A 25,499-nucleotide genomic window follows, 5' to 3' on the forward strand; every position below is an offset into this window, starting at 1 on the left:
CTCGAGAGCCTCTAGGCTCCGAGCATGGGTGATCTCACGGTGACGATTCGTCCTGGTCGGCGCACGGAGATCCAGAACATGCCGTTCGAGGGCAACGGACGCGGCTACACCATCCTCGGAGACATGTTCAACGCTTCACGGCGTGGTCAGGTCGACTACTCCCCCAGCTCCCGATCATGGTCGGTCTCGCGGCCGCACACGAACGCTGTCATCCACGGTCTCGCCGCACGATACGGCCGGGTAACGGTGATTCAGCATGGCGGTGTCGAGAAGTGCGTGGAAGCGTGCTGGAAGACGGGACTCCCCGAAAACGCATGGCTGTGTGAGTGCGCATGCGCTGGACGAAATCACGGCTCGGGGCAGCCGTTCAAAGTCATCGTAGGGGGCAACGGTCCCGGCGGACAGCTCTCGGTGCAGGCCCGTGCGCCCCACGTGTTCTACGTCGGCTGATCACGAGCCGAGTCGGCGGAGCTGACCCGTGCTCGAGCCGGAACCATTGCCAGGGTCCGGTGGGCTCTGGCGGGCTCGAACCGCCGACCACTTCGGTGTAAGCGAAGTGCTCTACCAACTGAGCTAAGAGCCCTCAAGGCCGATCCTACTTGGCGATGAGCTGACATCGTGACGACGAGCGACTTGACTCGCCGTCGCCGACGACGGTGGCCGACTCTCGCCTGCGCGATACTTGCCCTCGGCGCTGCGGCGCTCGTTCGACCCGACCGGGTCCACACTCGAAGGGCCGGGGGTCCCGTGATCAAGCGCATCGTCCGTATCGACGGCATCGGTCTTTTCCGGCGTTGGCAGCCCGGCAGCGATTCCTCCAACTTCGAACGGATCAACGTCGTCTATGGCGGCAACGGCACCGGCAAGTCGTCAGTCGCACGCGCGTTCGGCGAGGCGACCGCGGCATCATCGGCCTCGACCGTGCACGTCTCAGTCGAAGACGGCGACAGGCTTCGCCAAGTCACGTCGAGCGAGGACCCCTTCTGGACACGCGTCCGCGTGTTCAACCAGGACTACGTCGAGAACAACCTGAGCTTCGGCACCGATCGCAGCGAGGCAGCACCGCTTCTCGTCCTCGGCCAGAAGAGCGTTGGTCGCGAGACACGGCTCGCGCAGATCGCCGAACGCCTCGAGATCATCGAGAGCGAGGAGCGTCTCGCGGTTGAGGACGCCGGCCGCGCGAGAAACGCTGCGGACCGTCTCGCAACTGCGACCGCGACGACGATCCACAGCGAGCTGCAGCACGTGAGCGCACGGTACGGCCGGGCCTACAACCGTCGCCAGGTGAAGACCTTGCTGGATGCCTTGCCGACCAGGTTCGACGAACCCCTCGACGAGGTCATCTCGACGCATCTCGGCACTGTTCGTCCGCAGAAGATGGAGCCAGTCTCCCTCCTCACCATCACCGGTGAAAGTGTCGTTCCGCTCGTCGCCGAGGTGGGTGACGCGCTTGCCACCTCGGTGTCGAACGTGGTCCTCGACGACCTGGCCGCGCATCCCGAGGACAGCACCTGGGTGAGTGAAGGCGTGTCGAGGCACGAGCAACGCGATCGGTGCCTGTTCTGTGGCGGTGTGGTGACCGACGAACGCCGAGGTGCTCTGGCCGCGCACTTCGACGGCCGGTTCCGGCAGCTGGAGCGCACGCTCGACATGCTGGACGGCCGCGTCGCAGCGGTCATCGCGGCTCAGCAGGGCATGATCTCCCGCGCGCCGGCAGCAAATCTCCTGTACCCGCCGCTCCGGGAGTCGTACGGTGAGCTGCTCGCCGGGGTGCGAGAGGCCACCACGTCTCGAAGCGAGGCCCTCGACGCGGTTCGCCGTGCGATCGAGACCAAGCGCTCCGCGATGTTCGACGTGGTCACGTTCGATCCCGGTGTTGTCGACGGCCAATCGGACGACGTGGCCGCGATCAACCTCGTGCTGCGGGACCACAACGAGCGTTCGGCGGCGTTCGAGTCGATCCGCGCGGACGCCGCCGACCGTGTCGAGCGCGCTCGGGTCGAGTTGATCCGCTCGGAGTACGTGTCGCTGTCGGAGCGAGCGCTCGGCGCCGAGCAACAAGCGGCAGACCACGGCGCCGAGCGCGAGCAGTTGACCCGCGAACGTGGGCGCCTGAATTCTGCCGGGCTCGACGCGGGACCACTTGCAAGCGAGCTCACCCGAGACGTTGCCGTCCTCCTCGGTCGCGACGAGCTCCGCTTCACCGCCGTCGATGGGCGTTACGCCATCGAACGGGACGGGCGCCCGGCCGTCGGTCTCAGCGAGGGCGAGCGGACGGCGATCTCGCTGCTCCACTTCCTGTGCAGCCTCCGCGACGAGACGATGCGTGGCGCCGACCTGACCGTCGTCATTGACGATCCGGTGTCGAGTCTGGACCAGGAGATCATGGTCGGCGTCTCCGGGCACCTCTGGAACACCTTCGTCGGAGCGGGCATCCGCCACCAGTTGATCCTGCTCACGCACAGCTTCGAGCTCTTCCGGATGTGGGTGAACCAACTGGACCGGCTGCACTCGCGGCTCCGCCGGGACAACTCGTACTCATTGCACGAGCTGCGCTCGAGGGTGAGTCGCGACGCTGAGGACGTTCCCCGTCGTGTGCCTGTGCTGCGGAGCTGGAGCGACCCTCAGCTCCGCAAGAAGCTGCGCTCCCAGTACCACTACCTGTTCTGGCGAGTCGGCAGTGCCGTCCTCGAGCGGAACTCCGGTACGCAGTTCGAGGCTGAGCTTGAAGCTGCTGCGCTCCTACCGAACGCCGCGAGGCGGCTCTTGGAGTCGTTCCTGGCCTTTCGGTTGCCAGTGCTCATGGGCGACTTCGAAGGGAGCATGCGGACGGCGTTCGACGAACACCAGATCGAGCAGCCACTCCGCCAGCGTCTGGTGCGGTTCCTTCACCAGTCGTCGCACAGCGAAGAAGCGGACATCTCTCGGCCCGTGGACGTGCACGAGGCGGTGGTCGTCCTCGAGTCGGTGTTCCGCTTCATCGCGGCAGTGGATCGGCCGCACTTCGAGCAGATGTGCGCCGCCGTCGTGCCGGGCCTCTCGTACATCGGTGCGGCTTCGGTCACGGTGGAACCGGTCGCTGCCGCCTAGCCGTTGCCATTTCCGCACCGACACCAAACCGACACGGACACGGAGCAACGCTCGGACCAGTCAGAGGGAACGGGACGATCACCGTCCTGACCTGGTCTTTCGGCGACCAGCGGAGCGCGAGCGACGGGACTGACATCCACGGTGTAAACGTGGCGCTCTACCAGCTGAGCTAAAGGCCCCTGCCGACGATCCTAGACGCTCACCGGTGCCGTCCCGACCGTCGGCCGTCGCGCGGAGCCCTCAGCCGAACCGCTCGACGAGCTCCCGCTTCAGCACCTTCCCGCTGGGTCCGAGCGGCAGCGCGTCCACGACGTGCACGACCCGCGGGTACTTGTACACGGCGATCTCGTCCGCGACGAAGCGCACGAGCTCGTCCGGGGTCACCTCGGCCCCCTGGCGGAGCACCACGGCCGCGGCGACCTCCTGCCCGTGCACCGCGTGCGGGACCCCGAACACGGCGGCCATCGTGACGTCCGGGTGCGCGGCGAGGACCTCCTCGACCTGCCGCGGGTACACGTTGTAGCCGTTCCGGATGATCATGTCCTTCGTGCGGTCGACGATCGTCAGGTAGCCGTCGTCGTCCTTCGTGCCGAGGTCCCCCGTGCGGAACCACCCGTCGACGATCGCCTCGGCGGTGGCCTCCGGTCGGTTCAGGTACCCGTTCATCAGGTTGTGCCCGCGGATCACCAGCTCGCCGATCTCGCCGCGGGGCAGCAGGACCGTGCGATCGGTGACCTCGGGGTCGGCGATCTCGATGTCGACGCCCCAGATCGGCGTGCCGATGGTGCCCGGTCGCGGGGTCGCGCCGACGTGGTTGAACGACGCCACGGGCGAGGTCTCGGTCAGGCCGTAGCCCTCGTGCACCGGCGCGTCGAACACCTGCTGGAACCGTTCGAGCACGGCGAGCGGTAGCGAGGCACCGCCGGAGATCGCGTAGCGGAGATGCGGTCGAGCGTCGCTCCGGGTGGCCGCGTCGAGCAGCGCGATGTACATCGTCGGGACGCCCATGAAGATGGCCGTGTCGTGCTCGACCATCGCCGCGAGGGCGGCGTCGCCGTCGAACTTCGGCAGCATGACGATGGTCGCGCCGGCACGGAAGCCGGTGTTCATGGTGCAGGTCTGCCCGAAGGTGTGGAAGAGCGGCAGCGCGCCGAGCAGCACGTCGCCCCGGCGCATGTCGAACGTGGTGAGCAGGCACGTGTTGACCTGCTCGAGCAGGGCGAAGTGCGACCCCTCGGCACCCTTCGGCTTCCCGGTCGTGCCGCTCGTGTACAGGATCGTGGCGGTGTCGAACGGGTGGCGGGGCACGTAGGTGTCGAGCGGCTCGCTCGCCGCGGCGACGGTCTCCAGCCGGTCCGGGGCACCCGCGGCGTCCGCGGGGCCGAGCACGCTGAGGACGTCGACGCCGGCACGCTCCGCCCCGGCCGCTCCCTCGCCGAGCAGCGGTGCGGCGCAGACCAGCAGCCGCGCGTCGCTGTCGCGGAGCACGAACTCGATCTCGCCGCGCTTGAGGAGGGCGTGCACGGGGACGACCACGGCACCCAGCGCGAGGACCGCGTAGTACACCCGCGGGAAGTCGGCGACGTTCGGCACGAGCATCGCGACCCGGTCGCCCTCGTGGACACCGCGTGCGCGCAGTCCGCCGGCGTAGGCGAGGGTCTGCTGCCACAGCTCTGCGTAGGTGGTCCGCTGGTCACCCACCACGACGGCGACGTCGTCCGGGAACCGCGCCGCGGACTCGGCGAGGATCGCGGCGACCGAGGCGGTGGCCCGGGTCGTCCTGGCGCCGTCGGGGGCGCCGGGTGCGGGGTGGCTGCTGGTGGTGGTGCTGGTCATGCCGGCCTTCCGTCTCCCGTGACGAGTTCTCCTCACGGAGCCTACGGCTCCGCGGGGTCTGCGGACCGGATGCGGGCCTCCGGGCGTGCCACCGCGATCGCTGCACCTGGACGTCGGCTGCGCGCGCTGCGCGGAGCGGCTGTGGGCTTGCGCTCCCAGCAGGATCGTGTTCAATCGAGACGTCGTGGTGCGGGTCAGGCACCACGGCACGGGCGGCCGGTCTGTGTTCGGGTCACGGATCGGCCGCCGTCCCCTCTCGGGGCCGATCTGCACGTGGGCGGGAGCGCGACCTGGTCGCCCCGCGTCGGACGGGAGGCCCGTGGCGGGCCCGCCCCGCGCCTCCCCTCCGTCTCGTACCCCGTTGTCCCCCACCCCACCGGAACCGCTCGGTACTGTCGATCCGACGACGTAGGAGGGTGCGATGACCGAGGACGGCACGCACGGCACGTCCGGGTACTGGTACCCGGACCGGCCGACCAGGACGGGTGTCGAGCTGCTCACGACGATGCGCCGGTACCGGGCCGCGGAGGTCGCGATGCGCGAGCGCAAGCGCCGCTCGATGGGGATGAACGCGACCGACACGGAGGCCGTCCGGTTCCTGCTGCGCGCAGCCGAACAGCGACGGACGGTGCGTCCGGGCGACCTCACCGCCCACCTGGGCATCACGTCGGCGTCGACCACGGCCGTCGTGAAGCGACTGGTCGCCAGCGGCCACGCGGAGCGCCGAGCGGACCCGACCGACGGACGTGGAGCCATCCTCGTCGCGACGGTGCACAGCGATGACGAGATCCGGTCCGAGCTGACCGACGTGCACGCACGCATGATCGCCGCGGCGGACCGACTGTCACCCGAGACCGTGGCCGAGATGCAGGCGTTCTTCGCCGAGGTGATCGACGCGATGGGCGCCGACTCCCCCGCCGTCGAGGCCGACGGCGCCGACCGCCCGAGCGCGATGGCCGATATGCGTACGCATCCAAGTCGGTAGTTAGACAAACTAGAGAAATCAGAGCAGGCTGGTCCCAGTCGCCGATCGGCGACCGTCCACAGCACGGGAAGGGCCGGCCATGAGCACCATCGACGCGACGCACTCGCAGTTCTCCGAGGTCCGGGAGGCCGCCCGTGGGCGGCTCCTCGCCACCGTCGCCACGAGCCTCGGCATCGTCGCCGTGACCGTCGCCACCGCCGCCGTCACCGTCGTCACCCTCGGGGCGTGAACACGATGCGCACCGCGACCGAACTCCGCGAACTCCAGCGCCACCCGCACGAGTGGCACCGCCGCGGGCTGCGGCACCCCGACGAGATCGACGCCCTGGTGCACCACCGCACGCACGGTGCGGTCCCGCCCGAGCCGACCTACGGCGACTTCTTCCGCGCCGCCTGAGCGCGGCCGACCGTCCGGAGCTCCGGGAACTGCTCGTCCCGCCACTCCCCCTCGACCGGCGTGCCGGCCGCCGCCGCGGCCTCCTCACGCTCGCGGAGCTCGACCCGGCGGATCTTGCCCGAGATCGTCTTCGGCAGCTGCCCGAACTCGACCCGGCGGACGCGGGCGTACGCCGGGAGCGCGACCCGGGCGTGCTCGAGCACCGCGCGGGCGGTCTCGGCCGTCGGCTCGAACCCGGCGGCGAGCGTGACGTACGCCTTCACGACGTTCAACCGGGCGTCGTCCGGAGCGGGCACGACCGCGCTCTCGGCCACGGCCGCGTGCTGCAGGAGCGCGCTCTCGACCTCGAACGGCGACACCTTGTAGTCCGAGGACTTGAACACGTCGTCGGTCCGACCGATGAACGTGAGCTGGCCGTCGGCGTCGCGGCTCGCGATGTCGCCGGTGTGGAAGAAGCCGTCGCGCATCGCATCCGCGGTGCGCTCCGGGTCGCCGAGGTACCCGGCCATCAGGTTCGTCGGCCGCTCGGTCAGGTCGAGGCAGACCTCGCCCTCGTCGCCGGCACGGCCCGTCAGCGGGTCGAGCAGCGTCACGGCGACACCGGGCAGCGGGCGCCCCATCGCGCCGGGCGTCACGGGTGCGGCCGGCACGTTGCCGATGATCGCCGTGGTCTCGGTCTGGCCGTAGCCGTCACGGATCGTCAGACCCCAGGCCGCCTGCACGCGGGCGATCACCTCGGGGTTCAGCGGCTCGCCGGCCGACACCACCTCTCGGAGTGCGCGTGGCTTCGGTCCGAGGTCGGCCTGCAGCAGCATCCGCCAGGCGGTCGGCGGTGCGCAGAAGGTGTCCACGCCGGCCTCGTCGAGCTGCGCGAGGAGACCGGCCGGGTCGAAGCGCGGGGTGTCGTACACGAAGACGGTCGCCTCGGCGATCCACGGGGCGAAGAAGCAGCTCCAGGCGTGCTTGCCCCATCCGGGCGAGCTGATCGCGAGGTGCACGTCGCCGGGTCGGAGGCCGAGCCAGTGCATCGTGCTCAGGTGGCCGACCGGGTAGGACGCCTGGGTGTGCACGACCATCTTCGGCCGCGAGGTCGTACCCGATGTGAAGTAGACCAGGCAAGGGTCGTCGGTGCTGGTGGTCACGACGGGTCGCGACTCGCCCGCGGGTGCCGGATCGCCGAGGTCGTCCGGGTAGGACGTCCAGCCGTCCGCCGTGCCCCCGACGACGATGCGTGATGGTGCCCCGGTGACGCCGTCGAACTTCGGCGTCTCGCCGTGGTTCGTCACCACGTGCGCCACGCCTCCGCGGTCGATGCGGTCCTGCAGGTCGGCGGTGTCGAGCATGGTCGAGGTCGGCAGGATCACCGCGCCGAGCTTCATCACCGCGAGCATCGTCTCCCAGAGCTCGAGCTGGTTGCCGAGCATGAGGAGCACGTGGTCGCCCTTCCGGACACCGAGCCGGTCCAGGTGCACGGCGAGCCGGTCCGAGCGGGCGGCCATCTCGGCGTAGGTCGTGCGGGAGCCACCGTCCTCGTCGACGATCCAGAGCGCCACGCGGTCGTTCCCGTGCGCGACCACGTCGAACCAGTCCGTGGCCCAGTTGAACGTCCCGCCCAGGTCCGGCCAGCGGAAGGCGCGTCGGGCGGCCTCGGCGCGCGCGGCGTCGGGCTCGTCGAGGACGGCGAGCAGCTCGTCGCGGGCGGCGCGGTAGACCGTGGTCGGGTTCAGGGAGGGCACCGGTCGATCATGCCCCACCCGGCTCCCGACGCGCTCGCAGCGCACCCTCGCACGACACGGGTACGGTCGTCGGCGTGGACGGTGTCGGCGTGGTGGACGAGGCCGGGCGGCTGCGGCTGCTCGGCAGCGCGGGCGCGGGTGCCGCCTTCGGCGTGGTGCTCGCCGTGCTCGTCGCGTCGTCCTGGGTGACGACGACCACGGCGCTGCTCGTCGGGGTCGGCGTGCCGGCCGGGCTCCTCGGTGCGGCGATCGGCGTGTGGACGCAGCTGCGCTCGTGGCGAGCCGCAGGCGGCTACGAGCGATCGGTGGCCGTGCAGCGCTGGGTCGCGGAGCAGCGCGTGCCGCCCGGAGTGACGGCGGACGAGTGGGTCCCGGCACTGCAGGCGCAGGCGGACCGCGAGGGCGCCGGCTGGGGCAAGATCGTCCTCTGCGTGCTGTGGACCGCGATGACGCTCTCGATGGCCGACCAGCACGGCCCGCTCCTGACCGGGATGCTCGTGACGCTCTGGCTCGGCATCGGGGCCTGGTCCGCCCTCTGGGTCATCCCCCGCGCCCGCGCTGCCCGGACCCTGCTCCGCCGCGGTGTCGCGACCGAGCCGCACCCGACGGAGTCCTGACCGCCGCGGCCCTGCGCCGCCGCTCCCGCCCGGCCCTGCGCCACGGGGATCGTCCCGGGCCGTCCGCGGCCGCCGTGACTACGGTGGGCCGCATGCAGAGTCGCACCCTCGGCCGCACCGGCCGCTCCGTGTCCGTCGTCGGCCTCGGCACCTGGCAGTTCGGCGGTGACTGGGGCCCCGTCAGCGAGCAGGACGCCGCCGCCGTCATGGACGCCTCGGTCGAGTCCGGCGTCACCCTGTTCGACACCGCCGACGTGTACGGCGACGGCCGCAGCGAGCAGCTCATCGGCTCCTGGCGACGGGCGAACCCGGACGTTCCGCTGACGGTCACGACGAAGATGGGCCGCCGCGCGGAGCAGGTCGCGTCGAACTACGTCGCAGCGCACTTCCGCGAGTGGGTCGACCGGTCCCGCCGGAACCTCGGCCAGGACACCCTCGACCTCGTGCAGCTGCACTGCCCGCCCACTCCCGTGTTCGACGACGACGCCGTGTACGACGCCCTCGACGCGCTCGTCGCCGACGGGTCGATCGCCGCGTACGGCGTCTCCGTCGAGACCGCCGACCAGGCGCTCACCGCGATCGCCCGGCCGCACGTCGCGAGCGTCCAGGTCATCCTCAACGCGTTCCGCCTCAAGCCGCTGGACCGCGTGCTGCCGGCCGCCCGGGAGGCGGGGGTCGGCATCCTCGCGCGCGTCCCGCTGGCATCGGGGCTGCTCTCCGGGAAGTACACGACCGAGACCACGTTCAACGAGGGCGACCACCGCAACTACAACCGCCACGGCGAGGCGTTCGACCAGGGCGAGACGTTCAGCGGCGTCGACTTCGCGGACGGCGTGCAGGCCGCGCAGGCGTTCGCCGCCGCCCTGCCCGAGGGGGTGTCCGTCCCGCAGGCGGCGCTCGCCTGGATCGTCGCGCAGGACGGTGTGACCGCCGCCATCCCCGGCGCGCGGAACCCCGAGCAGGCACGCTCCAACGCCGGGGCGGCGGCCCTGCTCGACGGCGGCACCCTCGACCTCGGCAGCCTCGACACCACCGTGCACGAGCTCTACGACCGGTGGTTCCGCGCCACCGTGCACGAGAAGTGGTGAGCCCCACGGACGGCACGGGCCGCCGACCGGGACCCGGGCGCCGTCCCGGCGCGCGAGCCGGCGGACGGACGGCGCCCCGCAGCGTCGTCGTGACGCTCGTGGCGGCGGTGGCCGTCGTCCTGCTCGCGCTCTGCACGGCGCCGGCTGCGGGCACGACCCGCACCGCGCCTCCCTGGCCGGCACCGACCGACCTGCAGACGCGTGCCGAGGCGGCCGACCTGCGGAACGTCTGGGGTGAGCCGCTCGCCGAGCACGTGCACACCCACCTGACGATCCTGGACGGGTCGACGCCGGTGACCGTGCCCGGGAACGTCGGGCACTCGTCGCGGGAGCGCTTCGCCGCCGAGCTGCACACGCACGACACCTCCGGCATCCTGCACGTCGAGTCGCCGACCCGGCAGACCTTCACGCTCGGGCAGTTCTTCGACGAGTGGGACGTCTCGCTCGGCGCGGGGCACGTCGGCGGACTCCGCGGCGAGCTCACGGTGTGGGTCGACGGACAGCGGTACCTCGGCAACCCGCGGTCGATCGAGCTGACGAACCGGCGCGAGGTCGTCCTCGCCGTCACGACGATCGGCGAGGTGCCGCACCTGCCCGCACCCTTCGACTGGCCGCCGCAGTACCGCTGACGGACACGGTGCCGGCGCCGGCTGACGGCCGGCACCGGCTGACGGCCGGCACCGGCTGACGGCCGGCGCCGGCTGACGGCACCGCGGCCGGTGACACGGTCGGTGCCACGGCCGGTGACACGGTCGACACCGCGGCCGTGTCGTCGCCGCCTGCCCGGTCGCAGCACGCAGGGGCCCGTACGCTTCGTCCATGACGACCATCCGGACCGGCACCGACCTCGCCGCGGTCGAGGACGTCGTCGCCGGCATCACCGCCCACGGCGAGCGCTACCTGTCGCGCGTGTTCACCGCGCGGGAGCGGGCCGACTGCAACGACGACCCCGAGCGTCTCGCGGCCCGGTTCGCCGGCAAGGAGGCGGTCCTGAAGCTCCTGCGTCCCGCACCGGACGACGCGGTCCTGCCGACCGACGTCGCGGTGGTGCTGGACACCGCCGGCCGGCCGGTCGTCGAGCTGTCCGGGCGCGCTGCGGAGCTCGCCGCCGCCCTCGGGTGCGGCCACGTCGCTGTGTCGCTGTCACACGAACGGGGGCTGGCGATCGCGACCGCCGTCGCGCTCGCCGAGCGCTGACCGACCGCCGGTCCGGTGTCGGCCGGCGGAACCCGGTCCTCCTTGCGGCGCACGTGCGGGATCACGCACCGGCACGGCGGTTTTCCGGGTCCGCACCCTCCCTAGGGTGGCTCACATGCACCAGGACCCGACCTCCGCATCCCCCTCCGTCGCCCTCGCCGCGCCGCGCGCCGAGCAGGCCGTCCGACGGGCCCTCGCCGAGCACGGACACCTCTCCGTCGACGCGTCCGACGTCGCGTCCATCGCCGACCTCTACGTCCTCGGGCTGACCTCGCACGCCACCGTGAACGTGATGCTCGCGGTCGAGGACGAGCTCGACGTGGAGTTCCCGGACGCCCTGCTGCACCGGTCGACCTTCGCCACGATCGAGTCGATCGCGGCCGCCGCAGAGGCCGCGGCGTGAGCACCCGTCTGCTGACCGACGACGACGTCGCCGGAGACGACCCGACCACGGCCGGAGCCGGAGCCGGAGCCGGAGCCGGAGCCGGAGCAGCCGACCGCTTCGCCGCCCGCGCCGCCCGGGTCGCCGAGGTCGCGGCACACCACGCCGACGAGGTCGACCGCGACGCGCGTCCCCCGCGCGAGGCGATCGCCGCCATGAAGGAGCACGGACTCCTGGCGGCGGCGGTCCCGACCACGCTCGGCGGCGAGGGGGCGACCCTCACCGAGCTCTCCGCGATCGCGACGACCCTCGGGAGCGCATGCGCCGCGACCGGGATGGTGTTCGCGATGCACCACGGACAGGCGATGGCGCTCTGGCGGCACGGCGGCGTGGGGCTCGGCATCACCGCGATGACCGAGGCGGTGCTGGCGGGGGCGCTCGTGGCCTCCTCGACCACCGAGAAGGGCATCGGCGGCGACGCTCGCCGGAGCACCTGCGCCATCGAGAGCTCTGCGGCGGGCCGCATCCACCTCCACAAGGAGGCGCCGGTGATCTCCTACGCGACCGAGGCCGACGCCGTGTTCGTCACCGCCCGCCGCGACCCGGACGCCGCCCCGTCGGACCAGCGGCTCGTCGTCTGCCTGCCCGAGGAGACGACGCTGACGCAGACGTCGACGTGGGACACCCTCGGTCTCCGCGGCACGTGCAGCCACGGGTGGGTGCTCGACGCCGAGACGCACGAGGACCGGGTGCTCCGTGACGACTACGCGACGATCTCGGCGCAGACGGTCCTGCCGGTCTCCCACGTCCTGTGGGCGTCCGTGTGGACCGGCATCGCCGCCGCAGCCGCCGACCGAGCCCGGAGCGCGGTCCGGAAGCAGGCCCGGGCCGCCGTCGGGACGACCCCGCCCGGGGCCCTCCGGCTCGCCGAGCTGCTGGTGGAGCTGCAGACCCTCGCAGACGCGGTGCGACACGCGGCGGAGCGGTTCGACCGTGCCGCCGACGACGCGGCGGTCCTGGAGTCCCCGGCCCACGCGCTCGCCGCGAACGCCCTCAAGGTCGCCGCATCGCAGCGGGTCGTCGACATCGTGACGGCGGCGATGCGCGTCGTCGGCATCGCCGGCTACGCGGCCTCCGGGCCGCTGAGCACCGCCCGGCACCTCCGGGACGCCCACGGAGCCGCCGTCATGGTGAGCAACGACCGGCTCCTCCACAACGACGCCGCACTGGCACTGATGAGCGGAGCGATCCTGTGACGATCACCGACCCCACCACCACGACCACGTCCGCCCTGGACGCCGCGCGTGCCGAGCTGCGCGGACGCCTGCTCGCCGACGGCGTGCTCATCGACCTCGGGTCCCCCGGGCTCTACGGACGCACCGGTGTCTTCGAGCGCGTGTACACGGCCGTCGACGCCGCAGCCGTGCGGAGCCAGGCCGACCTCGACGCCGAGGTCCTGCGCTTCCCGCCGGTCGAACCCCTGGCCGCCTTCGAGCGCACCGACTACATCGCCTCCTTCCCCGACCTCGCCGCGTCGATCTCCGGCTTCACCGGCGACGACCGGACCCACCGTGCCCTGCTCGCCGCCCGGGAGCGCGGCGAGCGCTGGGAGACCTTCCTCGAGCCGGCCGACCTGATGCTCACCCCCGCGGTGTGCCACCCCGTCTACGGCCTGATCGGCGACACCGTCCCCGAGGGCGGCCGCGCGTTCGACATCGTCGGCGACTCCTTCCGCCGCGAGCCGTCCCTCGACCCGATGCGGCTGCAGGCGTTCCACATGCACGAGTTCGTGCACGTCGGCACCCCGGAGTCGGCGAAGGCGCACCGCGACGGCCGGATCCCGGGCATGCGCGCGCTGCTGGAGTCCTTCGGTCTGGCGATCGACGTCGTGCCGGCCAACGACCCGTTCTTCGGCCGCGTCGGGCAGATCCTCGCCCGCAACCAGGTCGAGCAGTCGCTCAAGTACGAGTTCGTCAGCCCCGTGTACGGCCCGGACCACGACCCGACGGCGATCTCGTCGGCGAACCTCCACGAGGACCACTTCGGCACCGCGTTCGGGCTCCGCACCGCCGACGGCGAGGTCGCGCACAGTGCGTGCCTCGCGTTCGGCCTCGAGCGCATCACCATCGCCCTGTTCGCCGCGCACGGCACCGACCCGGACCGTTGGACGTCGGACGTCCGCGCGGCCCTGGCGCTGTGACCACCCACCACGGCTGGGCCGGCTCCCCTGCGCTGCGGGTCGCCGTGCAGCTGCCGGCCACCGCGCGCGCCGGCGTCGTCCTCTGCCCGCCGCTCGGCCAGGAGGGCGTGATCGCGTACCGCACGCTGCGCCTGCTGGCGGACCGCCTGGAGGCGCGTGGCGTGGCCTCGGTGCGCTACGACCCGTCCGGACGTGGGGACTCCGTGGACGACGACGACCCCGACGCGCAGGTCCGGTCCGCACGCGCCGCCGCGGCCCTGCTGCGTCGGTCCGGCGTGGAGCACGTCGCGTTCGTGGGCCTCGCCTCGGCGGCCCTCGTCGCCGCGGCCGCCGCGACCGACGACGACGCCCTGGTGGTGTGGGACGCCCCGGCGTCCGGCCGCGCCTGGCTGCGGCGACAGCGTGCCCTCGCCGCGATCGCGATCGGACCCGACCGGGTCCTCGACCGGATCGAGTCGCTCGTCGGCATCGACCTGGGCCCGGAGGAGCTCGCGACCCTCGGCGCGCTGACGTACCCGCCGCGTGCCGCCACGACGGTCGCGGTCGTCCGACCTGGCGGCGTCGCGCCCCGCGCGCTCGCCTCCGCGGAGGTCCTCGAGGTGCCCGGCACCGCCGAGCTCCTGGACGGCACGAGCATCGACGCCCGGATACCCGGGGACGCCGTCGAGGCGGTCGCCCGGCGGCTCGACCGCTGGGCTCCCGCCGCGGCCGTCCCGACCACCCCTCCGGCGGTCGCCGAGGTGCTCGACGTGGACGACCGCGTGTCCGAGCGGGTGCTCCAGCTCGGACCGCACGGGCTCTTCGCGGTGGAGACCGTGTCGTCGGCCCAGGACGAGGACGCCCCGGTCGTGCTGCTCCACAACGGCGGCGCCGAGCACCGCACCGGCGCGGTCGACTACCAGGTCGCGCTCGCCCGCACCCTCGCCCGGGACGGCGTCCGCGTCGTGCGGGTCGACCGCCGCGGGACGGGTGAGAGCTCCGCGGTGCGGGCGGACGAGGACGCGTTCCTGTTCGCCCAGGAGTGGGTCGACGACCAGCACGAGGTGGTCAGGGCGCTGCGCATCCCCTCCGAACGGCTCGCGATCGTCGGCATGTGCGCCGGTGCGTGGATCGCCGGCCGCGCGGTGGCCGAGAACCCGCGGCTCGTCGTCGAGATCAGCCCGAACGACTACCGGCGGACACCCGCCGCGCCCGGGACCTACGCGGAGTCGGCGCAGGCGGTCGCGGACGCCTCCAAGCTGCGGCGCGCGCTCCGCGGTCCGTACAACCGGCTCGTACCCGCGGTGGTGCGCGACGCGGTCGCGCGCCGCGGTGCCCTCGGTGGGGTCGTCGGACACCTCGGCCCGCTCGTGGAGCACGGCACCGACGTCGTCGTGGTCGCCGCACCCGAGGACATCGAGCGGTTCGAGCGCTACGGCGGCCGTCGTGCCGTCCGGCGCTGGGGCGCCCGGGTGTCCGTCGTCGAGGTGCCGGACGGCGACCACGCGTTGTTCTCGCTGGCGATGCGCCGTGCGGTCGTGGACGAGGTGCGTTCGCGGGTCGCCACCACGTTCCCGTCGCGGCGGGCGCTCGTGCACTGACCGAACGCAGCCGGCGTCGTCAGCCCTGCGCCGGGACGAGTGCGAGGAACGCCGCCACGGCCTCGGGGTGCTCCGCGTGCGCGAAGTGCCCGCAGTCCTCGAGCACGGCCGTCCGTGCTCCCGGCACCAGGCGGCGCAGGTCGTCGAGGTCGGACACCCGCGCGAAGACGTCCCCGCGTCCGAGGACCGCTGCCACCGGGCAGGTGACCGCGCTCCACCGCTCGACGTCGTACGCGGCCGCGTCCCGTGCGGCCGCCGTGAAGCGCGCGGGCCGGAACTCCTCGACGAAGGCGTCGAGCACGCTCGGGTCGAGGCGTCGCACGTGTGCGAACACCGGCGCGGCGAGCACCGGGAGGAGGCCGGTCCGTGCGGTCGCGCGGAGGATCCGCCGCGCCGACCGCCCCGTCACGAGGAGCCCGGCGCGCAACAGCGTGAACGCGGGCAGGGAGACGAGCGCCCTCCAGGGGTGCCGGGCGGCACGGACGGTCGCGGTCGTGGTGCCGGACACGAGCCCGAGCGACCGGACGCGGTCAGGGGCCACCACCGCGAGGTGCAGTCCGACGAAGGCGCCCATCGAGTGCCCGACCACGTCGACCGACCCCACGGCGAGGGCGTCGAGGACCTCGCCGAGCACGCGGACGCCGTCGTCCACCGTGAACGGCGTCGAGGGCTCCGGTGACGAGCCCCAACCGGGCAGGTCGACGAGCACGAGACCCCGGTCGCCGACGCCGTCGGCCGCGGCGAGCAGGGGCGTCCACGTCGTCCAGGACCCGGCGACGCCGTGGAGCAGCAGCACCGGATCGGGTCCCGGCCGGTGGTGGACCACGACGGGCCCGCTGCCGGAGGCGACCACGGTGCGCGCCAGTCCCCACGCGGCGGGCGCGTCGCGTACCGGCCACGGCGCGTACGGCGTCGCGCCGAGGACCGCGCCCGGTCTCAGGCGACCGGGACGGGCGCGGTGCACGCGGCGAGACGGTCGAGCGCCTCGCGGTACTCGGCGACGTCGCGCTGCAGCCCCGGCTCGGTGATGATCGACGCCTTGATGCGGCCGTGCACGTCGATGACGAAGGTCGCGCGGGTCGCGAAGCCCTTCTTGTCGAGGAAGACGCCGTACTCCTTCGACACCGCGCCGTGCGGCCAGAAGTCAGCGAGCAGCTCGAAGTCGTAGCCGTGCGTCTCGGCGAACGAGCGGAGCGTGGCCTTCGAGTCGACGGAGATGCCGATCAGCTCGACGCGCTGGTCCTGGAACATCGCGATGTTGTCCTGCAGGGTGCAGAGCTCGTTGGTGCAGCCGGACGAGAACGCCAGCGGGAAGAATACGAGGGCGACCGGGCGGACGCCCCGGAAGTCGCTGAGGCGGACGTGCTCACCGAACTGGTTCGGGAGCTCGAAGTCCGGCGCGAGTGAGCCGATCTCCAGGGCCATCGGTGCGTTGCTTCTTCCTCGGGCGTGGGGTGTGCCCGTGTCGCGTGCGCACGTGCGGGTCGCCCGTGCACGATCGGCAATCGTACGCCGACGACACCAGGACGCAAGTACCCGTCCACCTGCACGTCACCATCAGCGAAGGCGTCGGTCCTGGGGCCTAAGGTGGTGTGGGCCCCATCCGGTCGTGACCCGACCACCGGTGGCCCCCATGTCCACCACCACGAGAACGAACGAGGTCAAGGGTGACGGTGAACGACCAGGACCCGCGCAGCACCGCAGGGACCGACCAGGACCCCGAGGAGACCGCAGAGTGGCGTGAGTCGCTCGACGGGCTCGTCGCGACGCACGGCCACCAGCGGGCCCGCGAGATCATGCAGAGCCTGCTGAAGCGCTCGAACGAGCTGCACCTCGGCGTGCCCATGGTCCCGACGACGGACTACGTCAACACGATCGCGCCCGAGGACGAGCCCGAGTTCCCCGGTGACGAGGAACTCGAGCGCCGTTACCGCCGGTGGATCCGGTGGAACGCCGCCATCACGGTGCACCGTGCCCAGCGCCCCGGTGTCGCAGTCGGCGGCCACATCTCGACGTACGCGTCGAGCGCCGCCATGTACGAGGTCGGCTACAACCACTTCTTCCGTGCGCAGGACCACCCGTCCGGCGGCGACCAGGTGTTCTTCCAGGGCCACGCCTCCCCCGGCATGTACGCACGCGCCTACATGGAGGGTCGTCTCAGCGAGGACCAGCTCGACGGCTTCCGCCAGGAGAAGTCGCACGCGGGCGGTGGGCTGTCGTCCTACCCGCACCCGCGCCTCATGCCGCACTTCTGGCAGTTCCCGACCGTGTCGATGGGCATCGGCCCGATCAACGCGATCTACCAGGCGCAGCAGGCCAAGTACCTGTCCAACCGCGGGATCAAGGACGCCGCCGACCAGCAGGTCTGGGCGTTCCTCGGCGACGGCGAGATGGACGAGGTCGAGTCGCGCGGGCAGCTGCAGGTGGCGGCGAACGACGGCCTCGACAACCTGAACTTCGTCATCAACTGCAACCTCCAGCGCCTCGACGGACCCGTCCGCGGCAACGGCAAGATCATCCAGGAGCTCGAGGCGTTCTTCCGCGGCGCGGGCTGGAACGTCATCAAGGTCGTCTGGGGCCGCGAGTGGGACGACCTGCTCGCCCGTGACACCGAGGGCGCGCTCCTCAACCTGATGAACGCGACGCCCGACGGCGACTACCAGACGTACAAGGCCGAGAACGGCGCCTACGTCCGCGAGAACTTCTTCGGGCGCGACCCCAAGGCGCTCCAGCTCGTCGAGGGCTACTCGGACGACCAGATCTGGAACCTCAAGCGCGGCGGCCACGACTACCGCAAGGTCTACGCCGCGTTCAAGGCCGCGACCGAGCACAAGGGCCAGCCGACCGTCATCCTGGCGAAGACCGTCAAGGGCTACGGCCTCGGGCCGAGCTTCGAGGGCCGCAACGCGACCCACCAGATGAAGAAGCTGACCCTCGACAACCTCAAGCAGTTCCGCGACGAGATGCGCATCCCGATCTCAGACGCGCAGCTCGAGGAGAACCCCTACACGCCGCCGTACTACCACCCGGGCAACGACGACGAGGCGATCCAGTACATGCACGAGCGTCGTCGCGCGCTCGGCGGGTACGTGCCGGAGCGCCGGACGAAGTACACGCAGTTCACGCTGCCGGACGAGTCGAAGTACCAGGTCGTCAAGAAGGGCTCCGGCAAGCAGGAGGTCGCCACGACGATGGCGTTCGCCCGCCTGCTCAAGGACCTGCTCCGCTCCCCGGACTTCGGCGACCGCGTGGTCCCGATCATCCCGGACGAGGCACGCACGTTCGGCATGGACGCCTACTTCCCGACGGCGAAGATCTACAACCCGAACGGCCAGCACTACACGTCGGTCGACCGCGAGCTGCTCCTGGCCTACAAGGAGAGCCCGCAGGGCCAGATCGTCCACGTCGGCATCAACGAGGCAGGTGCCCTCGCGGCGTTCACCGCCATCGGGACGTCGTACTCGACGCAGGGCGAGCCGCTCATCCCGGTCTACGTCTTCTACTCGATGTTCGGCTTCCAGCGCACCGGTGACGCGATCTGGGCGGCCGGCGACCAGATGGCGCGCGGCTTCATGATCGGCGCCACCGCCGGTCGCACCACCCTGACCGGTGAGGGCCTGCAGCACGCCGACGGGCACTCGCCGCTCCTCGCGGCGACCAACCCGGCGGTCGTGTCGTACGACCCCGCCTACGGTTACGAGATCGGGCACATCGTCAAGTCCGGCCTCGAGCGCATGTACGGCACGAACGAGGACGGCTCACCGAAGCACGCCGACCCGAACGTCATGTACTACCTGACGGTCTACAACGAGCCCATCGTGCAGCCCGCCGAGCCCGAGGGCGTCGACGTCGAGGGCATCGTCAAGGGCATGTACCTGCTCAAGCCGAGCGAGCACGACGGCCCGAAGGCCCAGCTGCTCGCGTCCGGCGTCGCGGTGCCGTGGATCCTCGAGGCGCAGCAGCTCCTCGCCGAGGACTGGGGCGTGTCCGCCGACGTCTGGAGCGTCACGAGCTGGGGCGAACTCACCCGCGACGGTCTCGACGCCGAGCAGCAGGCGTTCCTGCACCCGGACGAGCAGCCGCGCACCCCGTACGTGACCGAGCGCCTGCTCGGCACCGAGGGTCCGGTCGTCGCGGTGAGCGACTTCATGCACGCCGTGCAGGAGCAGATCCGTCCGTTCGTGCCGACCGACTACGCCACGCTCGGCGCCGACGGCTTCGGCTTCTCGGACACCCGTCCCGCGGCCCGCCGCTTCTTCCACATCGACGGCCCCTCGGTCGTCGTGCGGACGCTGCAGCAGCTCGCGAAGCAGGGCAAGGTCGACCGCGCCGTCGTCCAGCAGGCGATCGACAAGTACCGCCTGCACGACGTGAACGCCGGCACCACCGGCAGCGCGGGCGGAGAGGCCTGATCCCCCGGTGAGCACCCCCCGCACCGTCCCTGCCGCGAGCCAGGAGAGGGAACGCGAACGCGCGCTCTCCTGGCTCCGGCAGGTGTCGGGCGAACTCTCCACCGCCACGATCAAGCGGCTCGAGGACACGCTGCCCTGGTACAGCGAGATGCCACCAGGGCGCCGGTCCGCCGTCGGACTCGTCGCCCAGGCGGGGATCACCTCGTTCATCTCGTGGCTCGAGGGCACCGCCTCGACGCCGTGGATCGCCGCGGCGGACGTGTTCGGCTCCGCACCGCGGGAGCTCCTGCGCTCGGTGAGCCTGCAGCAGACGCTGCAGCTCATCCGCGTCGTGGTGACCGTCGTCGAGGAGCGCGCGAAGGACGACGAGATGCTGCAGGAGGCGATCCTGAAGTACTCGCGCGACATCGCCTTCGCAGCAGCCGACGTCTACGCCCGCGCCGCCGAGGCCCGCGGCCTGTGGGACGCACGGCTCGAGGCCCTGGTCGTGGACTCGATCCTGTCGGGCGAGTACGACGACGAGCTGCCCTCCCGCATCGCCGCGCTCGGCTGGCACGGCCACGGCGAGGTCGCGGTCCTGGTCGGCAACGCGCCGAAGCAGCTCGAGGTCGACCAGATCCGCCGGACCGCGCGGCACATGGACGCCGACGTGCTCATCGGCGTGCAGGGCTCGCGGCTCGTGGTCGTCATCGGTCGTGCCACCCCGCGCGACGACGTGCCCGAGGGCGAGGAGCCGGTGTCCTTCACCGCCATCGCCCAGGCGCTCGAGCCGTCCTTCGGCGAGGGGCACCTGGTGCTCGGCAACGAGGTCCCCGGGGTCGTCGACGCCTCGACCAGCGCGAAGGGGGCCCTCGCCGGGTTCGCCGTCGCGCGGGCTTGGCGTGGTGCCCCCCGTCCGGCCCTCGCCGACGACCTGCTCCCGGAGCGGGCCCTCGCTGGAGACCCGCTCGCCCGGTCGGCCCTGGTGCAGCGCATCTACGTGCCGCTGAAGGACCAGTCGACCGAGCTGCTGCAGACGCTCTGGTGCTACCTCGACACCGGGCGCTCGCTCGAGGCGACGGCACGCGAGCTCTTCGTGCACCCGAACACCGTCCGCTACCGGCTCCGCCGCGTCGCCGACGTCATCGGGTGGGACGCCACGCACGCCCGTGACGCCCTGATCGTGCAGTCGGCGCTCATCCTCGGCGCGATGTCCGAGTCGAACGCCGGCCGACGCCGCCTGCCCAACCGTCGCTGACGACCCGTCCCGGTAGGGATCGCACAACGTCCCCGCCGGATCGCTGTCGGATGTCCACACGGACCGGAACGACCAGGGCAGCAAGGATTGACCGGTGATCGTCGTCGTCGCGCCCGGACAGGGCTCCCAGACCCCCGGCTTCCTCGCCCCCTGGCTCGAGGACTCCGCCGTCCGTGACCGCGTCGGGGCGTGGTCCGAGGCGATCGGCGTCGACCTCGTCGAGCACGGCACGAACTCCGACGCGGACACCATCAAGGACACCGCGCTCGCGCAGCCGCTCATCGTCGCCGCCGGACTCGTGACCGCCGACGCCCTGCTCGCCGACGGCCGTCGCGCCCTGGTCGGTGGGGTCGCCGGACACTCGGTCGGCGAGTTCACCGCTGCCGGTGTCGCCGGGATCCTCGAGCCCACCGACGCCGTCGCCCTCGTCGCCGAGCGCGGTCGGGCGATGGCCGACGCCGCAGCGCTCGAGCCGACGTCGATGGCCGCCGTGCTCGGTGGCGACGCCGACGCGGTCGCCGCGACCCTCGAGCAGCACGGTCTCGTGCCCGCCAACCACAACGGCGGCGGCCAGACCGTCGTCGCCGGGCCCGCCGCGGGCATCGCCGCACTGGCCGCCGAGCCGCCCGCGCGCGCCCGGGTCGTCCCGCTCGCCGTCGCGGGTGCGTTCCACACCCGGTTCATGGCCCCCGCGGTCGACCGGGTCGCACCCGTCGCCGCCGCCACCACGGTGCAGGACCCGACGCTGCCGATCTGGACGAACGCGGACGGCTCGCGCGTCGACGGCGGCCGGCACTTCGTCGACCTGATGGTCCGCCAGATCGCGAACCCCGTGCACTGGGACGCCGTCATGGAGTCGTTCTCGGCCGCCGGCGTCACCGGCATCATCGAACTCGCGCCGGCGGGCGCGCTCGTCGGGCTCGCCAAGCGCGGCCTGCGCGGCACCCCCACCGTCGCCGTGAAGACCCCCGACGACCTGCCCGCCGCGATCGAGCTCCTGCAGCACGACAGCGAGACCGCAGGCCAGGAAGCAGACGCAACCGCATGACCGACGCCACCTCGCCGTCCCCCGCAGCCGACGGGACGGACGCGACCCGCGCCTCCCGGCCGATGCTGCAGCAGCGTCGCGGCCACGAGTACACCCGCATCCTGGCGTTCGGCGCCGCCCGCGGTGAGCACGTCGTGCCGAACGACGACCTCGTCGGCCCGATCGACTCGTCCGACGAGTGGATCCGGCAGCGCACCGGCATCGTCACCCGCAAGCGCGCCGGCGCCGACGTCGAGGCGGTCGACCTCGCCGAGACCGCCGCGCGCGAGGCGATCCAGAAGGCCGGGATCACGCCGGACCAGATCGGCGTCGTGCTCGTCAGCACCGTGACCCACACCGTCGCGACGCCGTCGATGGCGTCCCTGCTCGCCGAGCGCATCGGCGCGACGCCCGCGGCGGCCTACGACGTGAGCGCGGCCTGCGCCGGCTACGCGTACGGCATCGCCCAGGCGGACTCGTTCATCAAGTCCGGCCTCGCCGACCACGTGCTCGTCGTCGGTGCCGAGAAGCTCAGCGACGTGGTCGACCCGACCGACCGCTCGATCTCGTTCCTGCTCGGAGACGGTGCGGGTGCCGCGGTCGTCGGCCCGAGCGACTTCCCCGGCATCGCCCCGACCATCTGGGGCTCGGACGGCTCGAAGTGGGACGCCATCGGCATGACCGCGACCTACAACGAGTGGGCCGCGGGTGCCCCGAGACCGACGATGCGCCAGGCCGGTCAGACGGTCTTCCGCTGGGCCGTGTGGGAGATGGTCAAGGTCGCGCGCCAGGCACTCGAGACCGCCGGCGTCCGTCCCGAGGACCTCGTCGCGTTCGTGCCGCACCAGGCGAACATCCGCATCATCGACGAGTTCGCGAAGCAGCTCGGTCTGCCCGACACGGTGACGATCGCCCGCGACATCACCACGACCGGCAACACCTCGGCAGCGAGCATCCCGCTCGCCACCCACCGCCTGCTCGAGGAGCACCCGGAGCTCTCCGGCGGTCTCGCGCTGCAGATCGGCTTCGGTGCCGGTCTCGTGTTCGGTGCGCAGGTCGTCGTCCTCCCCTAGTCCCCCCATCCCGGCTCGGCTCCGGGCACCCGTACCACTCGTGCCCTAGGCTGGTCCACGGTCAAACGACACCCCCCTCAAGGAGAACACCCATGGCCCTGTCCAACGAAGAAGTCCTCGCCGGCCTGGCCGAGCTGATCAACGACGAGACCGGCATCGCGACCGACACCGTCGCCGCCGACAAGTCGTTCACCGACGACCTCGACATCGACTCGATCTCGATGATGACCATCGTCGTGAACGCCGAGGAGAAGTTCGACGTGAAGATCCCGGACGAAGAGGTCAAGAACCTCAAGACCGTGGGCGACGCCGTCGACTACATCACCAAGGCCCAGGCCTGACGCGAGCTTCCTGAGCGCCGCGGACCGCGCACACTCCGCGGTCCGCGGCGCTCTCCTCGTTCACAACGGCGGTCGTCCCGCCGACTCGTCCACACGAAAGAACACGTCGTTCCATGACCAAGAAGACCGTCGTCGTCACCGGGATCGGTGCGATCACACCCCTCGCCGCGACCGCCCGGGAGACCTGGGAGGCGCTGCTCGCCGGCCGGTCCGGCATCACCCGCATCGAGGACGAGCGCTACTCGTCGCTCGAGATCCCCGTCGAGTTCGCCGGCCAGGCGCGCCGCTTCCTCACCGACCAGCTCACCCGCCCGGAGACCAAGCGCCTCGACCCCTCGTCGCAGCTGTCGCTCGTCGCCGCCCGTGAAGCCTGGGCCGACGCCGGCATCGACCCCGAGACCGTCGTGCCCGAGCGCCTCATCGTCGACTGGGCGACCGGCATCGGCGGCGTCAACACGCTGCTCGACGCCTGGGACACCCTGCGCGAGAAGGGCCCGCGCCGCGTCATGCCGATGACGGTCCCGATGCTCATGGCGAACGGCCCCGCCGCCGCCATCGAGATGGAGTTCGGCGCCCGCGGTGGCGCCCGCACGTACCTGTCCGCCTGCGCCTCGTCCACCGAGTCGCTGGCCGAGGCCTACCGGCACATCGCCGACGGCGACGCCGACATCGTCATCACCGGTGGTGCGGAGGCCGCGCTGCACCCGCTGCCCCTTGCCGCGTTCGCCGCGATGCAGGCCCTGTCGCGCCGCAACGACTCCCCCGAGACCGCCTCGCGGCCGTACGACGTGACGCGCGACGGTTTCGTGCTCGGCGACGGCGCCGCGGCGCTCATCCTCGAGTCGAAGGAACACGCCGAGGCCCGTGGCGCGACGATCTACGCCGAGGTCGCCGGTGCCGGCATCACCTCGGACGCGTTCCACATCACCGCTCCGGACCCCGAGGGCAGCGCTGCCGCCCGCGCGGTCATCACCGCCCTCGAGCACGCCGACGCCGCCCGCGAGGACGTCGTCCACGTCAACGCCCACGCCACCTCGACCCCGGTCGGCGACGTGGCCGAGTACCACGCGATGCGCCGGGTCTTCGGCGACCACCTCGACAACGTGGTCGTCTCCGCGACCAAGGCGTCGACCGGGCACCTGCTCGGCGGCGCCGGTGCGATCGAGGCCGCGTTCACGGTCATGGCGCTGCACGAGCGCGTCGCGCCGCCGACGATCAACCTGACCGAGCAGGACCCGGAGATCGTGATGGACGTCGCGACCGCGCCGCGCGAGCTGCCCGCGGGCGACCTGCTCGCGGTGAGCAACTCGTTCGGCTTCGGCGGGCACAACGCCGTGGTGGCGTTCCGCACGGCCTGATCCGTCGTCGCCGGCCCCGCGTCGGCCTGGAGGCCCGTCCTGCGTCCGCAGGGCGGGCCTCCGTCCGTCCCGGCGCCCGGTCCCGGCCCCGCGCCCCGTTCCGGCCCCGTCCGGTCCGTTCTGGTCACACGACGTGCCGCTCACCTCCGGCCCCGACGGCGAGTCCTGCGACCGGAATGTCCGCCCGCGGCGAGTCGTGCGACTTGGACAGCGAGCGTCGGCCGACGCAGTGTGGAACCTCTCGTCGCACGACATGCCGCTCAGCTCCCGCTCCGACGGCATGTCCCGCGACCAGGACGTCCGCCGGCGGCATGTCGTGCGACCACGGGGGCATCGGGAGGCGCAGGGCGCAGGGCGCACGCCCGACTCCGGTGGGGACGACGGACGCCGCCGGCTCCGGAGGGAGCGGGCGGCGTCCGAGGTGGTGCGGAGGAAGCGGTTGCGGTCAGCCGACGCGGTGCAGCCAGACGACGGGGTTGCCCTCGGCGGCGTGCCGGAAGGGCTCGAGTTCGTCGTCCCAGGCCTGCCCGAGGGCCAGCCGGAGCTCACGGTGGAGTTCGAGGGCGTTGCTGCCGGCGACCTCCATGGCGTAGCGCACACGGTCCTCGGGGACGACCATGTTGCCCGACACGTCCGTCTGCGCGAAGAAGACGCCGAGGTCGGGCGTGTGCATCCACCGCCCACCGTCGGACTGCGCCGTGGGCTCCTCGGTGACCTCGTAGCGCAGGTGCTCCCAGCCGCGCAGGGCAGAGGCGATCGCCGCGCCCGTGCCGACCTGCCCGGTCCAGGTGAACTCCGTGCGACGGGAACCGTCGAGCGCGGGCTGGTCGAGCCACGAGAAGTTCACGGCGCGGCTCATCGCGCGACCTGCTGCCCATTCGACGTGCGGGCAGAGCGCGCGTGGTGAGGAGTGCACGTAGAGCACCCCTGTCGTCGTTCCGTTC

At 72.1% G+C, this 25,499-nt stretch carries 24 protein-coding genes and 1 tRNA gene; 19 read left to right on the top strand and 6 right to left on the bottom strand.

All coding sequences use genetic code 11. The features are described from left to right. The first annotated feature begins 24 nt into the window (after window positions 1-24). Window positions 25-450 carry a hypothetical protein gene (locus QUG98_RS07600; protein WP_281264287.1) on the top strand — a complete coding sequence of 142 codons (426 nt, stop codon included), beginning with the start codon at window positions 25-27 and terminating at the stop codon, window positions 448-450. Window positions 451-510: 60 nt separating this feature from the next. On the opposite strand, the gene QUG98_RS07605 is transcribed toward QUG98_RS07600, so the two are convergent. Next, a tRNA-Val gene (locus QUG98_RS07605) sits at window positions 511-583 on the bottom strand. Between the two features lie 164 nt (window positions 584-747). On the opposite strand from QUG98_RS07605, the gene QUG98_RS07610 reads away from it, so the two are divergent. After that, entirely contained in the window at window positions 748-3,090 is a 2,343-nt protein-coding gene (locus QUG98_RS07610) for an AAA family ATPase (RefSeq protein ID WP_281264286.1), read from the top strand. 240 nt (window positions 3,091-3,330) lie between these two features. Here the strand turns inward: QUG98_RS07610 and QUG98_RS07615 are convergent, their stop codons facing one another. Then, window positions 3,331-4,926, bottom strand: coding sequence for a long-chain-fatty-acid--CoA ligase (locus QUG98_RS07615; RefSeq protein WP_289469972.1), 1,596 nt, complete (start codon window positions 4,924-4,926; stop codon window positions 3,331-3,333). A 421-nt stretch (window positions 4,927-5,347) separates the two neighbouring features. Between QUG98_RS07615 and QUG98_RS07620 the strand changes: the two genes are divergently transcribed. From QUG98_RS07620 to QUG98_RS07630, 3 genes are all read left to right on the top strand, one after another. Beyond that, complete coding sequence (locus tag QUG98_RS07620; RefSeq protein ID WP_289469973.1) at window positions 5,348-5,911, top strand: MarR family winged helix-turn-helix transcriptional regulator; 564 nt, start codon at window positions 5,348-5,350, stop codon at window positions 5,909-5,911. Between the two features lie 79 nt (window positions 5,912-5,990). Then, the gene (locus QUG98_RS07625) at window positions 5,991-6,140 is read left to right on the top strand and encodes a hypothetical protein (RefSeq protein ID WP_153257441.1); all 150 of its coding nucleotides are present in this window, start codon (window positions 5,991-5,993) and stop codon (window positions 6,138-6,140) included. Beyond that, window positions 6,137-6,307 carry a hypothetical protein gene (locus QUG98_RS07630; RefSeq protein WP_289469974.1) on the top strand — a complete coding sequence of 57 codons (171 nt, stop codon included), beginning with the start codon at window positions 6,137-6,139 and terminating at the stop codon, window positions 6,305-6,307. Before QUG98_RS07625 ends, QUG98_RS07630 begins: the two co-directional genes overlap by 4 nt. On the opposite strand, the gene QUG98_RS07635 is transcribed toward QUG98_RS07630, so the two are convergent. Beyond that, the gene (locus QUG98_RS07635) at window positions 6,280-8,034 is read right to left on the bottom strand and encodes an AMP-binding protein (RefSeq protein WP_289470167.1); all 1,755 of its coding nucleotides are present in this window, start codon (window positions 8,032-8,034) and stop codon (window positions 6,280-6,282) included. The genes QUG98_RS07630 and QUG98_RS07635 overlap by 28 nt on opposite strands. An 83-nt stretch (window positions 8,035-8,117) precedes the next feature. Between QUG98_RS07635 and QUG98_RS07640 the strand changes: the two genes are divergently transcribed. From QUG98_RS07640 to QUG98_RS07675, 8 genes are all read left to right on the top strand, one after another. Next, window positions 8,118-8,660: a hypothetical protein gene (locus QUG98_RS07640; protein ID WP_289469975.1), complete on the top strand. Its 543-nt coding sequence runs from the start codon at window positions 8,118-8,120 to the stop codon at window positions 8,658-8,660. A gap of 92 nt (window positions 8,661-8,752) precedes the next feature. Next, complete coding sequence (locus tag QUG98_RS07645) at window positions 8,753-9,748, top strand: aldo/keto reductase (protein ID WP_289469976.1); 996 nt, start codon at window positions 8,753-8,755, stop codon at window positions 9,746-9,748. Then, complete coding sequence (locus QUG98_RS07650; protein WP_289469977.1) at window positions 9,745-10,377, top strand: hypothetical protein; 633 nt, start codon at window positions 9,745-9,747, stop codon at window positions 10,375-10,377. The genes QUG98_RS07645 and QUG98_RS07650 overlap by 4 nt, the downstream gene beginning before the upstream one ends. A gap of 190 nt (window positions 10,378-10,567) precedes the next feature. Further along, window positions 10,568-10,945: a holo-ACP synthase gene (locus tag QUG98_RS07655; protein WP_289469978.1), complete on the top strand. Its 378-nt coding sequence runs from the start codon at window positions 10,568-10,570 to the stop codon at window positions 10,943-10,945. Between the two features lie 115 nt (window positions 10,946-11,060). Further along, the gene (locus QUG98_RS07660; RefSeq protein ID WP_224442912.1) at window positions 11,061-11,348 is read left to right on the top strand and encodes an acyl carrier protein; all 288 of its coding nucleotides are present in this window, start codon (window positions 11,061-11,063) and stop codon (window positions 11,346-11,348) included. Beyond that, window positions 11,345-12,583 (top strand): acyl-CoA dehydrogenase family protein, encoded by a 1,239-nt coding sequence (locus QUG98_RS07665; protein WP_289469979.1) that lies wholly within the window; start codon window positions 11,345-11,347, stop codon window positions 12,581-12,583. The genes QUG98_RS07660 and QUG98_RS07665 overlap by 4 nt, the downstream gene beginning before the upstream one ends. Beyond that, a complete protein-coding gene (locus QUG98_RS07670; RefSeq protein WP_289469980.1) occupies window positions 12,580-13,527 on the top strand; it encodes an amino acid--[acyl-carrier-protein] ligase in 948 nt (315 codons plus the stop codon). The genes QUG98_RS07665 and QUG98_RS07670 overlap by 4 nt, the downstream gene beginning before the upstream one ends. Continuing rightward, entirely contained in the window at window positions 13,524-15,107 is a 1,584-nt protein-coding gene (locus QUG98_RS07675) for an alpha/beta fold hydrolase (protein ID WP_289469981.1), read from the top strand. Before QUG98_RS07670 ends, QUG98_RS07675 begins: the two co-directional genes overlap by 4 nt. 19 nt (window positions 15,108-15,126) lie before the next feature. On the opposite strand, the gene QUG98_RS07680 is transcribed toward QUG98_RS07675, so the two are convergent. Next, window positions 15,127-16,071, bottom strand: coding sequence for an alpha/beta fold hydrolase (locus tag QUG98_RS07680; RefSeq protein ID WP_289469982.1), 945 nt, complete (start codon window positions 16,069-16,071; stop codon window positions 15,127-15,129). Next, entirely contained in the window at window positions 16,044-16,532 is a 489-nt protein-coding gene (locus QUG98_RS07685; protein ID WP_126891710.1) for a peroxiredoxin, read from the bottom strand. Before QUG98_RS07685 ends, QUG98_RS07680 begins: the two co-directional genes overlap by 28 nt. Window positions 16,533-16,774: 242 nt before the next feature. Between QUG98_RS07685 and aceE the strand changes: the two genes are divergently transcribed. The 6 genes from aceE to QUG98_RS07715 all read left to right on the top strand — a co-directional run bounded on the left by aceE (window position 16,775) and on the right by QUG98_RS07715 (window position 24,555). Next, window positions 16,775-19,519 carry a pyruvate dehydrogenase (acetyl-transferring), homodimeric type gene (gene aceE, locus QUG98_RS07690; protein ID WP_289469983.1) on the top strand — a complete coding sequence of 915 codons (2,745 nt, stop codon included), beginning with the start codon at window positions 16,775-16,777 and terminating at the stop codon, window positions 19,517-19,519. A gap of 7 nt (window positions 19,520-19,526) precedes the next feature. Continuing rightward, the gene (locus tag QUG98_RS07695; protein WP_058729433.1) at window positions 19,527-20,756 is read left to right on the top strand and encodes a PucR family transcriptional regulator; all 1,230 of its coding nucleotides are present in this window, start codon (window positions 19,527-19,529) and stop codon (window positions 20,754-20,756) included. A 94-nt stretch (window positions 20,757-20,850) separates the two neighbouring features. Next, window positions 20,851-21,804 (top strand): ACP S-malonyltransferase, encoded by a 954-nt coding sequence (locus tag QUG98_RS07700; RefSeq protein ID WP_289469984.1) that lies wholly within the window; start codon window positions 20,851-20,853, stop codon window positions 21,802-21,804. A 62-nt stretch (window positions 21,805-21,866) separates the two neighbouring features. Beyond that, the gene (locus tag QUG98_RS07705) at window positions 21,867-22,856 is read left to right on the top strand and encodes a beta-ketoacyl-ACP synthase III (protein ID WP_289470168.1); all 990 of its coding nucleotides are present in this window, start codon (window positions 21,867-21,869) and stop codon (window positions 22,854-22,856) included. 92 nt (window positions 22,857-22,948) lie between these two features. Then, a complete protein-coding gene (locus tag QUG98_RS07710; RefSeq protein ID WP_058729431.1) occupies window positions 22,949-23,197 on the top strand; it encodes an acyl carrier protein in 249 nt (82 codons plus the stop codon). Window positions 23,198-23,310: 113 nt separating this feature from the next. Beyond that, window positions 23,311-24,555: a beta-ketoacyl-[acyl-carrier-protein] synthase family protein gene (locus QUG98_RS07715; RefSeq protein WP_289469985.1), complete on the top strand. Its 1,245-nt coding sequence runs from the start codon at window positions 23,311-23,313 to the stop codon at window positions 24,553-24,555. Window positions 24,556-25,000: 445 nt separating this feature from the next. On the opposite strand, the gene QUG98_RS07720 is transcribed toward QUG98_RS07715, so the two are convergent. Continuing rightward, window positions 25,001-25,480, bottom strand: coding sequence for a DUF3145 domain-containing protein (locus tag QUG98_RS07720; RefSeq protein WP_081984811.1), 480 nt, complete (start codon window positions 25,478-25,480; stop codon window positions 25,001-25,003). Between the last annotated feature and the right edge of the window lie 19 nt (window positions 25,481-25,499).

This window comes from Curtobacterium subtropicum (assembly GCF_030362975.1).
GTDB classification, from domain to species: domain Bacteria; phylum Actinomycetota; class Actinomycetes; order Actinomycetales; family Microbacteriaceae; genus Curtobacterium; species Curtobacterium subtropicum.

What these genes read in the sequence shown, in the direction of transcription:
- QUG98_RS07600 (WP_281264287.1), top strand. Translation starts at nt 25, where the DNA reads ATGGGTGATCTCACGGTGACGATTCGTCCTGGTCGGCGCACGGAGATC.
- QUG98_RS07615 (WP_289469972.1), bottom strand. Translation starts at nt 4,926, where the DNA reads ATGACCAGCACCACCACCAGCAGCCACCCCGCACCCGGCGCCCCCGAC.
- QUG98_RS07620 (WP_289469973.1), top strand. Translation starts at nt 5,348, where the DNA reads ATGACCGAGGACGGCACGCACGGCACGTCCGGGTACTGGTACCCGGAC.
- QUG98_RS07625 (WP_153257441.1), top strand. Translation starts at nt 5,991, where the DNA reads ATGAGCACCATCGACGCGACGCACTCGCAGTTCTCCGAGGTCCGGGAG.
- QUG98_RS07645 (WP_289469976.1), top strand. Translation starts at nt 8,753, where the DNA reads ATGCAGAGTCGCACCCTCGGCCGCACCGGCCGCTCCGTGTCCGTCGTC.
- QUG98_RS07655 (WP_289469978.1), top strand. Translation starts at nt 10,568, where the DNA reads ATGACGACCATCCGGACCGGCACCGACCTCGCCGCGGTCGAGGACGTC.
- QUG98_RS07660 (WP_224442912.1), top strand. Translation starts at nt 11,061, where the DNA reads ATGCACCAGGACCCGACCTCCGCATCCCCCTCCGTCGCCCTCGCCGCG.
- QUG98_RS07685 (WP_126891710.1), bottom strand. Translation starts at nt 16,532, where the DNA reads ATGGCCCTGGAGATCGGCTCACTCGCGCCGGACTTCGAGCTCCCGAAC.
- QUG98_RS07705 (WP_289470168.1), top strand. Translation starts at nt 21,867, where the DNA reads ATGCTGCAGCAGCGTCGCGGCCACGAGTACACCCGCATCCTGGCGTTC.
- QUG98_RS07710 (WP_058729431.1), top strand. Translation starts at nt 22,949, where the DNA reads ATGGCCCTGTCCAACGAAGAAGTCCTCGCCGGCCTGGCCGAGCTGATC.
- QUG98_RS07715 (WP_289469985.1), top strand. Translation starts at nt 23,311, where the DNA reads ATGACCAAGAAGACCGTCGTCGTCACCGGGATCGGTGCGATCACACCC.